Raw genomic sequence first — 13815 nt, 5'->3', positions numbered from 1 at the left:
ACCAGATGGTTCTAGTCACAATTCAATCAACACTTTTTTATCTTTTAAGTAGAATTGAATCCTCAATAACCCAGCCCCAGACCTCTGACATTGTTAATCCCATTTGCCTTACCTGTTGTGGTATGATGCTGTTTTTGCTCATGCCAGGCGTTGTATTTACCTCCAGTAGGTAAAGATTGTTGTTGCTATAAATGAAATCGACTCGAACAATTCCCTTGCAGCCGAACCAGTCGTATAGCATGGATGCTGAATTTTGAACAAGTTCGGTTACTTCTGGGGAGATTCGTGCAGGGGTTATTTCATCGCACATACCTGGGGTATACTTCGCTTCGTAATCGAAAAACTCCTTCTTGCTGGCAATTTCGGTTACGGGCATTACTAGGTTGTGCGCTTTCGATTTATATACTCCACAGGTAAGTTCTATCCCTTGGATGAACTCCTCAATGAGTACTTCGTTATCTTCTGCAAATCCATCGACCAGTGCTTGCGGCAGCATATCAACGGATTTCACTTTGGTTACCCCGAAGCTACTACCGCCTTGGTTTGGTTTTACAAAGCAGGGAAGTCCTACAGCGTTAATTACCTCATTGGCATCAATCGTCACATTTTTCCGAGCCAAATAGTGACGAGCAAGGTGAATGTTCGTTTCCCTTGCAAAGGTTTTCGTGGCAAACTTATTAAAGGTAATAGCGCTAGTTCCGACACCACAGGTAGTATAAGGAATTCCGATAAGTTCAAAATAGGACTGAAGAATTCCATTTTCACCGGGCGTTCCATGAATTGCAATTAATGCACAATCGAAGGTCAGTTTATGGCCATCGAGCCTTAAACTAAAGTCGTTTTTATCAATGTGATGCTCGTTACCCACTGCGTCGGTCATAGTCCAAGTAGACCCCTTTACCGCAATGGTATAGGCTGCGTATTTTTCAGGGTCAATTACTTCACAGATTTGGGCTGCACTTTGCACGGAGATCACCCATTCCGATGAATCACCGCCTGCTAGAATTGCTATGTTTTTGATCATAACTGTTTTTTTAATTCAACAGTAATAGCTACCTATTGGCTCTGTTGAGAATATGGTGCTGCTGTTGATAAATTTTCGGGTGCGAAAGTTATTAAAAAAAGCTGGTCAATGCCAGCTTTTTTTTCTTATCGTTACCGTTTGTTTAAGTCCGTTTGATGAAGGGCTACTCTTCGGAGGAGGTGTCTCTTGTGGCTACATATACTCTCCATTTTTCAATAACCTCTTGCATGTCCGAGGTTATTTCGGAATCGAATAGAAGTTCTTCTTTGGTGGTAGGATGCACAAAACCAAGGGTTTTGGCATGAAGGGCTTGTCTTGGCATTATTTTAAAACAGTTTTGAATAAACTGTTTATATTTGGTAAAGGTAGTTCCTTTACGAATCTCATTACCCCCGTATTTTTCGTCATTGAAGAGTGGATGCCCAATGTGCTGGAAGTGTGCACGTATTTGATGAGTTCTTCCGGTTTCAAGGGTGCATTCCACGAGGTTTACATAGCCAAAACGCTCTAAAACGCGAAAGTGGGTTACGGCGTGCTTGCCTTGACTCCCGTCGGGAAACACATCCATTTTCTGGCGATCGTATATGCACCGGCCAACGTTTCCGGTAATTGTTCCTGCATCTTCAGCCAAATTACCCCAAACTAAGGCAATGTAGGTTCTTTTTGAGGTATGGTTGAAGAACTGATTTGCCAACATACTGTGAGCTAGTTCGTTTTTTGCAATAACGAGCAGTCCGGATGTGTTTTTATCTATACGATGTACCAATCCGGGTCTTACCTCGCCATTACGGTGGGTGGGCAGGTCCTTGAAGTGGTATACCAGCGCATTTACCAGTGTTCCATTCCAGTTCCCATGACCGGGGTGAACAACCATGCCCGCAGGTTTATTCACCACTAGGAGTTGATCGTCCTCGTAGATAATATTTAATGGGATGTTCTCAGGGATAATCTCCGTGTCCCTTGGGGGATATGGCATTACGATGGAAACCTGATCGAGTGGCTTAACTTTATAGTTGGATTTAACCGCCATACCATTCACCAGAATGTTTCCTGCATCAGCAGCATTTTGGATGCGGTTACGCGATACGCCTTCTATTTTCTGCGTCAGAAATTTATCAATGCGCAGCTGCGATTGTCCCTTGTCAATTTTAAATCCGTAGTGCTCGTAGAGTTCCTGCTGCTCTTCATTTTCTTCGTCGAGGAGGTCGTCAATTACTGGTTCGTCTGCCATGCTTAATTAGCGAGAAATAATGAGTTTTTTTGTTTCTGTTTTGCCTCTTTGGTTGGTAATCCTCACTAGGTAAATCCCGGAAGGCAAACCGGATACATCTACTTGTTGATTATAATGAACTTGCATTAAAACCCTTCCGGTAAGGTCATACAGTTGTGCATATCCGTTTTGATCTTGGTCGGCGATTTCGAGCGTTATAGTATTGGAGGCCGGATTTGGGTAAAGTTTGGTTGTTTCCGAAAAAGGTTCACTTGGAATATCAGTAGTAGTGGGACCATTGTCGCGTCCAAAAACTGGGCGCAGCATCAATGTTCCTTCAATGCCCGATTTCAGCCAACCCCCTTGTAAATTGTAGAATAGTTTATCGTTGTTGATGTTGTTCCTGTCAAAACCCACATTCAGCATGTCTGGCATAACTTGTTCCCATCCAATAAAAAAAGGACCATCTAATTCAATTGGGGTTTTAAGTTTTATGTAGACAAACTTATTTAGTTCTTTTGAGTAAATCGGTTTTTCGTCAATTTGACTATAAATGATTTCTCCGGGCAATCCATTATTGTTTTTCCAAACGGTTAGATAAAATCGTAGAGATTCAGTTGAATTGCTATTGGTTCGATTAAAATAGACATATATTCCTCTGAGTGTGTCTTTTACAAAGCAATTGAATTTCATTGCGACTAGAGCCCCTTCGGAGCCTTCTCCAAAAATACCGTATCCATTCTCGGCACTCCCGTCGTCGTAGGCGTAGTAATTCTTAAATAGTTGATTTCTACTGATGGTGTCGTTCCACATAAATGGCTTGCGAGCCGGGTCAACAGCCGTTTCAAACGTGAGGTAGGCTTTTAGATTAAACTCTGCGGAATCCTCCGATGGAGAGGTATAGTTATAGTTGTATAGAATCTCGTAATCTAAAGTAGATAGAGGTGTAATGTTCTCGGCTCCACCGGTAAACCGTGAGTGAATTTGAGTTAGTGTGTTGGTGATATCGAAATCTCGGGTAACATTAAGTGTATTTATTGGATCTTGATTGTAATAGGTAACCCACAGTGAGGCTGGGTTGGGAGAGAGGATATCACGAACCGCCGGAGTAAAATGTTTCCAGGGTAATGATTCGTAGCCAAGCAACATTGAGCCAATCGGTTTGGAGAAGCCAACATCCTTTATTGCCGTATCGGATTCATTTCTGCCACTATTCAGATATACCATATCAATGTTCCACTGGTCCGCATTGGCCTTTAATCCGGGAACATAGTCGTTATTGGTGAGCGAACCTTGGTTGTAGAACTGAATCCGAAAGCTGTCCGTTAGAAACTCGCTTTTATTTATCTGAATAATTACATTATGAAATGTTGTATCAATACTACTACTCAGTGTTTTTGGTTCTGAGGTTAAATAGTTGTACTCTTTTATTGTTCTATTCTCTACGCATGCAGACCAACCTCTAATCCACTTTTTGAAGCTGGAAGAATAAAGTTGAAGCACTAGGGAATCCTCTTTTTCGGGCATATCACCATTTCCACCGGGTTGGTATTGAAAACTCAAGTAAATAGAATTATCCCCTGGATACTTTAGGTTAATGTAGTGAGAGGTTAATGAGTCGGCAATAAAAGGGGTTACGGTTGCGTTTGTGTGTAACTTGCCATCTGAACTCAGTAAATCGAGGGTAGCCACGCCTATGCTAAATGGATTTTTCCCATAAGTAAGACTTACATCCACGGGGCCATCAGCCCATAGCATAGGATTTGGAGCATTACCTGGTTTTGCAAAATCATCGAAAAAAGGAATTTCGAGGTAAGGATCTCCGCTGCGTGAACTTTTGGCTAGTCGCAATCCGCTGATGTTTTGCCGAGGTTCTTCGGATAATCCAATGAGGTACTCTTGCCCCAGCAGGTTAAGCGTGGTGGCTGATAGTATCAGTGCAAGAAAAGCCTTTTTACCCAAATCCATATCCATTAATTATTTGATAACCAAATGTGTTAATTAAAAATTTGCATTTAGGTCTTCGTCTTCAGTGCTATCTTTTGGAGCAGCATCGTTGGTCTTGATCGCTCCTTCGGTTGATATTCTCGAATTGTTTATTGTTAGCCAGATACTGACTTTAGACCCAAATAAGAAGGAAGGGGAGGAGGTTGCGGTAGGATATTGATTATACACCTTTGCATTTAAGCTATCGGTATAGTTCTTTACCGATTCGTCGTATTTCACCGTTCCTATGTTTAGTGACGATTCAAAAATGCGACTCTGGGCCTCTTCTGTTGATTGACCAATCAGCAAGGGTACCCCTGTCTGAGGATTACTACCCAAGCCTAGAACTAGTTCCACTTTTGAGCCACGAGGCACCTTGGTTCCAGGCCTAACCGAAATACCTTTTATTTTTTGGGTTAAAACGCTGTTAGCCGCAATATCGGGTGCATAGGATAGTTTGGAGATACGTAGTCCCTGCTGTTCAAGGATGGCCTTTGCCTGTCGGTTCGAGAGGTCAATCAGGTTGGGCATCGGTACCATAACTGGAATAACTGCATTTATGGTAAGGAAAATCCTTCTTTTCGACTTAACATCTGTCTCTGGCTTAGGGTTTTGATCCACGATTACCCCTCGAGTGCGGTTGTCAATATACACCGAGTCCGATACGGTAAGGCGAAAATCGCCGCGGTTAGTCAGTTCGTTGGCTTGCTCTACAGTAAGGCCCGAAAGATTTGGTACAGGGTAGGTTCTTCCATGACGAGTGAAAATATTTAAGACAATAATAGTGAGCAGTAGCAGGATTATTATTCCTGCAAACGCATAAAGAACGTTCTTAACATAAAAGTTCTCAAGTGCTGCCTTTGCCGATTTTTTAATATATTCTTTGAAATCCATAGTCTGTTTTTTTGAAAACGATAGTAGTGCAAAAATAGTATTAAGGATTAGAGGACGTTGTAAAGTCCGTCTCTTTCTTTTGGTATTTTTTTTGATTTGAGAATAATCTCTCCTACCATCGACGAGTATGGTTTGCTATCGGAAAGGGTTTGGGTATAAACCTTGTTGCCCTGATTTACCGCACCTTCAATGCAGTTTATTCCAAAAGAGAGGGTCAAACTAAGGTTCGAGGCTTTCAGCATTGGCGCAAAGGCTACTTGGTGTTGAAAATTATCCAGAAAAATTCTGGCTACAGAAAAATTTCTTAAATCCTCCACGAGGGGGGCTTCTCCCAAGGATGAAAGCCTATTGTTCTCTTTTTTATACTTAAATGAGGTGAACGATAGGAATCCATGCGTTCTATCCTGCAGGGTTCTAAGGCGACTCATATGGTCCACTCGGTGTTTGTAGCTTTCAATATGTCCGTAAAGCATCGATGCATTCGAACGAATGCCTGAGTTATGGAGCGATTCATGAAAGTCAATCCACTCCTCTGGTTTAATCTTTTCGGGGCTTATTTTTTCTCTGATCTCATTACTGAATATTTCGGCACCGCCACCATTTACCGCGTTTACTCCTGCTAATTTCAGTTGGCTTATACCATTGTAAATAGAAACTTTCTCCTTCTTAAAGATGTAGGATAAATCTGTAGCGGAGAAGGCCCGAATAAATGCTTTTGGAAAGGTTCTACGCACTAATGCAACTATCTCTTTGTAATAGTTTAGGGTGTGATCGGGATGGCAGGCGCTGGAAATAACTATTTCAGAGTAGTTTTTGTCGCCACCTCGCGTTTGAAGTAATTCCTTTAGGTTTTTAGTTGACAACGCAAAAGCGGATGTGTCATTCAACTTTTGGCAATAGGTGCAGAAGGGGCACGAGTATACACACACATTCGATAAGTCGATATGCAGGCTCTGTCCATGCAGAACGTTATGTCCATTTTTACTCTGGTTGGCAGCGTCAGCCAAGAACGAAAGCATACCGATATCGGCACTTTGGTAAAGGAGGATACCTTCGTCTTCGTTTATCCTTTGGCCTAACAGAATCTTTTCAATGATTCTTTTAAGCGCAGGGGCAACCACCTTGTCTTCCTTAAAAATATTGAAGAGGTTTAGGTTCATTGAGCCAGATTGATTCTTGTGCCTGTTGTATGGCTAAAGATACAACTTTCGATCTAAAATGCTTTAGAGAGTTTGAAAATAGCCATTTGCACCATTGTTTTTGAGGAATAACTCCTTGGAATAGGCATAAAAAAAAAGTAAAGGTAGCAACCTTTACTTTTCCATTTATCTTAGTTGAATCCTTAGGCCTTGTGCTTAGGCTCATCAGAAACTGTAAGTTTATGTCTGCCTTTTGCTCTTCTAGACGCAAGCACTCTTCTCCCGTTATGGGTGGACATCCTTTCTCTGAAACCGTGCTTGTTTTTTCTTTTCCTCTTCGATGGTTGGTAAGTCCTTTTCATTGGGGGTAATGTTTTTCTATCGTTAAACTGTTTTTATTCTTCTTTTCGGGTTCGCAAAGGTAAACTTTTTTTCTTTAAAGCAAAAAAACTTTTTGTTTTTTACATTCTTATTTTTCACTTTATAAGTGGCTAACGCTGAACATAAACTACCTTCTTCGTTTCAAAGTAGGGGTCAGCAAAGAAACTACTAATTTCAAAAACATCAATAGGATCATGGATTCCTTTGAGTTCTGCTTTTAAATCGCCACCTTTTAAATAGAGAATACCGTTGGGTAAGGAATTTTTACCTCCTGGTGTTATTTTTTTCCAAATCCACGCTTTAAATTCAGGAAGTTGAGCAACGGCACGGCTTACCACAAAGTCGACATTTCCGGTAATTTCTTCGGCTCTGCCTTTTACTGCCTTTGTGTTGGTAAGTTTCAGTTCGGTGATGATATTGTCCACCACCATTATTTTCTTAGCAATCGAATCTACCAAGGTAAATTCGCATTCTGGGAATAGTATGGCCAGCGGAATACCTGGAAATCCACCACCGGTGCCAACGTCAAGTATTTTTGTTCCCGGTCTGAATTGCAGCACCTTTCCAATGGCTAAGGAGTGTAGAATATGGCGGGTGTAGAGGAATTCAAAATCTTTTCGAGAAATAAGGTTTATTTTGCTATTCCAGTCAAGGTAAAGGGGCCAAAGTTGTGTAAACCGATCTCGTTGAAGCTGAGTGAGGTCGGGGAAATAGCGGATAATTTCTTCCATCGTTATGGTTTATGCTGGCTGTTTTTTAAAATATTGTAGAGCAACTCTCTTGCTCGAAATAGTTGAGCTTTAACAGTACCCAGCGGTAAGTCTAGCTCATCGGCAATCTCTTCGTATGAGTATTCCTTGAAATACCTCAATTCGATGAGCGTTCGGTAGCGGGGCTTTAGGCGTGCCACTAAACTTTGAACCAGCAAAACATTTTGCTCCTTAATTAAGGTCTCTTCTGGGTCTAGTGTGTTGCTCTGAATAGTGGTGGGCATTGGAACCGGGTTGTTTGCATCTTGCGGTTGATCAATGCTTACTAAGTTTGCCTTCTTCTTGCGAATAAAATCAATGCAGTTGTTGGTTGCAATCTTGAATAGCCAAGTGCTAAAGGCATAGTTTGGCGTATACTGGTGCAGGTTTTTAAAAGCCTTTCCAAATGCCTCGATAGTGAGGTCTTCTGCATCACTTTTATTGTTAACCATCTTCAGGAGTAGAAAGTATATAGCATCCTTATACCGATCCATTAAATCGGAATAGGCACGCTGACTCCCTCCTATAGCTTGGTTCACAAGTTCGAAGTCGTACTTTGCTTTTTCTGACAGGTTTGACGCTAATTCCATTTTGGGCTAAATGTTTTCTTCAATCCGAGAAACGCATATAGAAAAGGAGAAGCAAAATCATATGCCAGCGAATATAGAAATAAATTCTTTTCCAACAACCGATTTTGGGCTACTTTAAATATAATTGCCTGAATTATGAATCGCAATACGAGCGCTCCGGTGCCTACCCAGATTAATGGTGTAAAGGCTATGAGAAAGATTGCAGTAGCAAAAAGTAAAACTCTCGTTATGGGTTCCATCCATATTAGTGTTTTGATACCCTTCTTATATCGCGAAGAGGTAACAGAGTGGCGTAGCTTTTGCCACGTCCAAGCGTTAAAATTCGAGACTTGTTCGCTATGCGTGATGGTTTGCGGGCGATATTCGACGAGGGTGTTTTTCCCATTTGCAACTTCACTTACAAATAGATCATCATCGCCCGATGGAAGTTGGTAGTGTGAAGCGAATCCTCGGTTTGCAAAAAAGGTGGATTTCCGGTAGGCTAAATTTCGGCCAACGCCCATGTAGGGGATACCGGCAAGTGCGAAACTCAAGTATTGCAATCCTATAAAGAAGGTGTCGCAGCGCACCAATTTATCGAGTGCACCTTTTTTAGGCTTATACGCTCCATAGCCAATGGTTACGTTGCATGTGGGAATGAAGTTTTCCTGCATAAGGTGCAGCCAACTAGTGGAGTTGGGGTAGCAGTCGGCATCTGTAAGTAGCAGGAATTCATGCTGGGCCGCCTTTATCCCAATGGTTAATGCGAGTTTTTTTCCGTGGGTGAATTTTTCGTCGACTTTAACGGTGGTAACCCGAAGGTTGTTGTATTGCTTTTGAAAATTGCTTAAGATATCGGCTGTACCATCTTCGGAACAGTCATTAACCACCACTACTTCGTATTCGGGGTAAGCTTGCTCCATTATTAGGGGGAGATTCTTACGTAGGTTCTCCTCCTCATTTCGGGCACAAATAACGATCGAAACGGGTTCCTGGTCGGGGCGTGAGTGCTGTGGCTGGCGCTTTACAGCAACTCTTGCGTAGAAAAAAAGGTAATAAAATAGTTGAATGAATAGAGTCGCGGCAAGAGTGATTAGTATAAATATTTGATATAATGGCAATTGAAGTAGAAGTTGTTCCACGTTTCGAGAATTAAAATTCACAGCAATTTTATCAAAGTTTTTCGGCATTACCAAAGGCTTCACCTTTCTTTCGTTTCAGAATCGGCCATTTTATCTGTTTTAAGTAAAGTTTAGGGGATATAGTTTTGTTGATTGAGGTTACATGTGAGTTTTGTTTTAAGCGTGAATCGGGTACGAAATTGACAGTGGGGGCAATCTTATGGCTTATATTGAGTATCTTTGCTCCTCTTTTTTTGCTGAAGAACTTTCGTTAAAGTTCGTGATTAATAAACCAAAGGACATCGGCACGCTGGATATGGTATCAAAAAGGCATATCCAGTAATTGCGCGAATGATCCGATTACAATGTAAGGAAATTAAATTGCATGAAATTTACCCTATTAAAAACGGATAAGGAGTGTAAAGCTCGCAGGGGGCGGCTTGAAACAGATCATGGCACCATTGAAACCCCAATATTTATGCCTGTTGGAACTGCAGGAACTGTTAAAGGTGTGCTCCAGCGGGATGTAAAGACCGAGGTAAAGGCCGAGATCATTCTTGGAAACACGTATCATCTTTATTTGAGACCGGGGCTTGATGTGCTGGAGAAGGCAGGTGGCTTACATAAATTTATGGCTTGGGATATGCCAATACTTACAGATAGTGGTGGCTTTCAGGTGTTCTCACTTGCCCACAATCGAAAGTTGAATACCAATGGCTGTGAATTCCGCTCCCATATCGATGGGTCAAAACACCTTTTTACACCCGAAAATGTAGTAGATATTCAGCGGAAAATTGGGGCGGATATAATAATGGCCTTCGACGAGTGTCCTCCGGGAACAGCAGACTTTGCTTATGCTGCAAAATCGTTGGATATTACCCAGCAATGGCTCGAAAGGGGCTTAAAACACTTTGATAGTACTGATCCAAAATACGGTTACTCCCAAACATTTTTCCCCATTGTTCAAGGTTGTGTTTACCCGGATCTGCGGCGTAAAGCGGCCGAGGGAGCGGCTAAGTTTTACCGTGAGGGCTATGCAATTGGTGGCCTTTCGGTAGGCGAGCCAGAAGAGGTTATGTACGAAATGATTGAGGTGGTAGAGCCTATCCTTCCAAGCGATAGACCCCGATATCTTATGGGTGTGGGAACTCCCGCTAACATCCTTGAGGCTATTGCCCGCGGTGTTGACATGTTCGACTGTGTAATGCCTACCCGAAATGGCCGAAACGGAATGCTTTTTACACGAGAGGGAATAATAAATATTAAAAATCTCAGGTGGAAAGATGATTTTTCTCCCATCGATCCAGATGGCACAAACTATGTGGATACAACCTTTTCCAAAGCCTATCTTCGCCATCTTTTTGTTGCAAATGAGATGTTAGGACCACAGTTGGCTAGTATCCATAATCTTTCTTTTTATCTTTGGCTTGTGAATGAGGCACGTCTTAAGATCGAGGAGGGCACCTTTTTGTCTTGGAAAAACATGATGATTAAAAAACTAACCACCCGGTTATGAAAGTTCTTGGTTTTAAACTTATTGATAAGTACATTATTCTTAAATTCATAGGTACTTATTTTTATGCAATTGCGTTGATAATAAGCATTGCTGTAATATTTGACGTAGCCGAGAAAATTGATGATTTTATGGAAAAGGAGGCACCCCTCAGGGCTATTCTTTTTGATTACTATCTGAACTTTATTCCATACTTTGCTAACCTTTTCAGCGCATTATTTACCTTCATTGCGGTAATCTTCTTTACGTCTCGAATGGCATACAATACTGAAATTGTTGCTATCCTTTCGAGTGGGGTTAGTTTCAAACGCTTAATGTATCCTTATTTTATAGGCGCGTTTATTATAGCATTACTCACATTGCTGCTCAACCTTTTCGTAATTCCACCCGCCAATCGGGTAAAGTTGGAGTTTGAGGCCCTCTACATTAAGAATCCCTACGTGAATGCCAGTCAGGATATTCATAGGCAAATAATGCCTGGGGTTTTTCTATACGTTGAATCTTATAGTGCAGCGAACCAAATTGCCTATAAATTTTCGTTGGAAAAGTTCGTTGATGGTGAGCTAAAATCGAAATTAATTACCGATTATGCCCGATGGGATACGGTTAAGAATAAGTGGGTGCTTTATAATTACTATGAGCGCGACATCCGTGCCGAGGGCGAGGTAATTACCTCTGGATGGGAAAAGGATACTACTGTTGACATTACGGGAAAAGATTTCTCTCGAAGGACGGATGAGATTGCAGCCATGAATTATTTTGAACTCAATAATCATATAGCTCAGCAGCGCATGCAAGGGGCTGACAATATGGAAGAGATACTCGTTGAAAAGCATAGGCGGTTTGCCGACCCTTTCTCAACATTTATTCTGACCTTAATTGGGGTGTCTCTTTCTTCACGTAAGGTTAGAGGAGGAATTGGGCTACATATTGGTATGGGATTACTTTTGAGCTTTTCTTACATATTGTTTATGCGATTCTCCATGATGTTTGCTATTGGAGGCGGCCTCGATCCATTGTTGGCCGTTTGGTTACCCAACATCCTATTTATGGGAGTGGGGATTGTTCTCTATCGCATGGCTCCAAAGTAGTTTGATACCGAAAATACTTTATTTTCACGAAGTCTTTTTAGTGCTGAATAACAAATGAATATGTTTTTTTTTCTGAATTAACACTCCCGTTTTGGCAATTATTCCCCTTGGTTTTTGTAACCTTGCGTTTGGATTTAACTTGCCATTGAAGTTGTTTTTTCGGTAAGTAAGTATTAACCAATACATTTTTGTATGCCACAGAACAAAAAAATTCTCGAGCTTCAAAAGAAAAAAGAGGGAATTCTTCAGGGTGGCGGTGAGCAGGCCATTGCAAAGCAAGTTGCGATGGGTAAAATGACCGCACGCGAAAGAATTTTAACCCTGCTCGATGAGGATTCGTTCCATGAGTATGACCTATTTGTTGAGCACGATGCCCGCGATTTCGGAATGGACACTAAAGTCCTTGCCGGTGACGGTGTAATTATTGGTACGGGTAACATTTATGGATCTCCGGTTGCTATTTTTGCTCAAGACTTTACAGTTGCTGGAGGCTCTCTAGGCCTCATGCATGCACGTAAAATCACCAAAATAATGGACTATGCGCTCACTATGCGCATTCCGCTTATTGGTATCAACGACTCTGGTGGTGCTCGTATTCAAGAAGGCGTTAACTCACTGGCGGGATACGGCGAGATCTTCTTCCGTAACACGATTGCCAGTGGCGTTATTCCTCAGATTTCTGTTATTCTTGGTCCATGTGCTGGCGGAGCCGTTTACTCTCCTGCTCTTACCGACTTCGTATTCGTTGTGGAAAACATCTCAAAAATGTTTATCACTGGTCCTGAAGTTATTAAAACGGTGCTTGGTGAGGATATCTCCATGGAAGAACTCGGCGGCGCTCGTGTTCACAGTGAGATTTCTGGAAATGCCCACTTCTTCTCCACTAGCGAAACCGAGTGTTTCGATCAAATCAAGAAGCTCATTACGTTCATTCCTTGGAATAACAAGCGTAAAGCTCTTCGCTTTGAACCAAAGTTGCCTAAACCTGAATATCGCATAAACGAAATAGTTCCGGAAAACCCCGCAAACCCTTACGATGTTCGTAATGTTATTCGTGCTTTGGTTGACGATTCTGACTTCTTTGAAGTAATGGAACTCTTTGCGCAGAATATTGTGATTGGATTTGGACGTTTAAATGGCGATACTATTGGTTTTGTAGCCAACCAACCGCTATATCTGGCTGGTGTTCTCGACTGCGATTCGTCTGATAAGGCTGCCCGATTTGTCCGTTTTTGCGACGCCTTTAACATTCCAATCGTAACCCTTGAAGACCTTCCGGGTTACCTTCCTGGTGCCGATCAGGAGCATGCTGGTGTTATTCGACATGGTGCAAAACTGCTCTATGCCTTTAGCGAAGCTACCGTGCCTAAAATTAATGTGATTTTGCGCAAGGCTTATGGGGGAGGTTATATTGCCATGAACTCTCGTCACCTTCGTGCCGACTTTGTTTTTGCTTGGCCAGGTGCCGAGATTGCCGTTATGGGACCTGAGGGTGCTGCAAATATTATTTTCCGCAAGGAGATAATGGAAGCAGCCGATCCGGATAAAATGCGCCAACAAAAAATTAAAGAGTACAAGGATAAGTTCTCGAATCCATACGTAGCTGCTGCTAAGGGTTATATCGACTCAGTGATAGAACCCGAAGAAACTCGTCGTTTCTTACTCCACGCTATTGAGGTTTCAATTAACAAGGTGGTAAACCGTCCCGATAAGAAGCACGGAATTCCACCATTTTAAATCATTTGCGCTATGGAAAAAGCTAAAGTTAAAGTTGCAGATCCTTGTGCAAACCTAGATGAGTCTGGTAAAGCAAAGTGCACAACTATGGTGATTCAAGGAGGAGAATATAAAACCTTCTTAACCCGGAAGTTTGAAACTAAGAAACCTTTTATGCTACCTAATCCGAAGGAGATTAAGTCCTTCTTACCGGGTACCATTTTAGAGATTAAAGTTAAAACTGGGGCAAAAGTTAAGACTGGTGAAACACTTCTTGTTTTTGAAGCAATGAAGATGCACAATATGCTTAAGGCTCCATTCGATGGAACTATTAAGGCTATCCATGTTAAGGTTTCGGATAAAATACCCAACGGAGCCCTGCTTGTAGAATTCGCTTAATCTCACATTACCATAGAGGGCCG

General features: G+C 41.9%; 13 protein-coding genes. 4 read left to right on the top strand and 9 right to left on the bottom strand.

The genetic code is table 11. From position 1 onward, the window contains the following. Positions 1 to 37: 37 nt before the first annotated feature. The 9 genes from BLS65_RS07050 to BLS65_RS07010 all read right to left on the bottom strand — a co-directional run bounded on the left by BLS65_RS07050 (position 38) and on the right by BLS65_RS07010 (position 9094). Positions 38 to 1024, bottom strand: a complete 987-nt coding sequence (locus BLS65_RS07050) for a D-alanine--D-alanine ligase (protein WP_092437363.1) — start codon at positions 1022 to 1024, stop codon at positions 38 to 40. 163 nt (positions 1025 to 1187) lie between these two features. Continuing rightward, a complete protein-coding gene (locus BLS65_RS07045; RefSeq protein ID WP_092437361.1) occupies positions 1188 to 2255 on the bottom strand; it encodes an RluA family pseudouridine synthase in 1068 nt (355 codons plus the stop codon). Between the two features lie 6 nt (positions 2256 to 2261). Further along, on the bottom strand, positions 2262 to 4202 hold the full coding sequence (locus tag BLS65_RS07040) for a T9SS type A sorting domain-containing protein (protein WP_170830025.1): 1941 nt from the start codon (positions 4200 to 4202) through the stop codon (positions 2262 to 2264). 33 nt (positions 4203 to 4235) lie between these two features. Then, positions 4236 to 5114: a PASTA domain-containing protein gene (locus tag BLS65_RS07035; RefSeq protein ID WP_092437357.1), complete on the bottom strand. Its 879-nt coding sequence runs from the start codon at positions 5112 to 5114 to the stop codon at positions 4236 to 4238. A 47-nt stretch (positions 5115 to 5161) separates the two neighbouring features. Beyond that, on the bottom strand, positions 5162 to 6274 hold the full coding sequence (locus BLS65_RS07030) for a radical SAM protein (RefSeq protein WP_092437355.1): 1113 nt from the start codon (positions 6272 to 6274) through the stop codon (positions 5162 to 5164). Between the two features lie 182 nt (positions 6275 to 6456). Next, the gene (gene rpmH / locus BLS65_RS07025) at positions 6457 to 6615 is read right to left on the bottom strand and encodes a 50S ribosomal protein L34 (RefSeq protein ID WP_092437353.1); all 159 of its coding nucleotides are present in this window, start codon (positions 6613 to 6615) and stop codon (positions 6457 to 6459) included. A gap of 129 nt (positions 6616 to 6744) precedes the next feature. Next, a complete protein-coding gene (gene rsmG / locus BLS65_RS07020; protein ID WP_092437351.1) occupies positions 6745 to 7365 on the bottom strand; it encodes a 16S rRNA (guanine(527)-N(7))-methyltransferase RsmG in 621 nt (206 codons plus the stop codon). Between the two features lie 2 nt (positions 7366 to 7367). Then, on the bottom strand, positions 7368 to 7973 hold the full coding sequence (locus BLS65_RS07015; RefSeq protein ID WP_092437349.1) for an RNA polymerase sigma factor: 606 nt from the start codon (positions 7971 to 7973) through the stop codon (positions 7368 to 7370). Continuing rightward, positions 7964 to 9094 carry a glycosyltransferase gene (locus tag BLS65_RS07010; RefSeq protein ID WP_170830024.1) on the bottom strand — a complete coding sequence of 377 codons (1131 nt, stop codon included), beginning with the start codon at positions 9092 to 9094 and terminating at the stop codon, positions 7964 to 7966. Before BLS65_RS07010 ends, BLS65_RS07015 begins: the two co-directional genes overlap by 10 nt. A gap of 364 nt (positions 9095 to 9458) precedes the next feature. Between BLS65_RS07010 and tgt the strand changes: the two genes are divergently transcribed. The 4 genes from tgt to BLS65_RS06990 all read left to right on the top strand — a co-directional run bounded on the left by tgt (position 9459) and on the right by BLS65_RS06990 (position 13792). Further along, positions 9459 to 10589, top strand: coding sequence for a tRNA guanosine(34) transglycosylase Tgt (tgt, locus tag BLS65_RS07005; RefSeq protein ID WP_092437345.1), 1131 nt, complete (start codon positions 9459 to 9461; stop codon positions 10587 to 10589). Next, complete coding sequence (locus BLS65_RS07000; RefSeq protein ID WP_092437343.1) at positions 10586 to 11677, top strand: LptF/LptG family permease; 1092 nt, start codon at positions 10586 to 10588, stop codon at positions 11675 to 11677. The genes tgt and BLS65_RS07000 overlap by 4 nt, the downstream gene beginning before the upstream one ends. A 192-nt stretch (positions 11678 to 11869) precedes the next feature. Next, positions 11870 to 13414 (top strand): acyl-CoA carboxylase subunit beta, encoded by a 1545-nt coding sequence (locus BLS65_RS06995; protein WP_092437341.1) that lies wholly within the window; start codon positions 11870 to 11872, stop codon positions 13412 to 13414. 12 nt (positions 13415 to 13426) lie between these two features. Next, complete coding sequence (locus tag BLS65_RS06990) at positions 13427 to 13792, top strand: biotin/lipoyl-containing protein (protein WP_244500671.1); 366 nt, start codon at positions 13427 to 13429, stop codon at positions 13790 to 13792. Positions 13793 to 13815 lie beyond the last annotated feature (23 nt).

Source organism: Williamwhitmania taraxaci (genome assembly GCF_900096565.1).
Taxonomy (GTDB): Bacteria; Bacteroidota; Bacteroidia; order Bacteroidales; family Williamwhitmaniaceae; genus Williamwhitmania; species Williamwhitmania taraxaci.
This window is presented reverse-complemented; position numbering and strand designations above follow the sequence as displayed.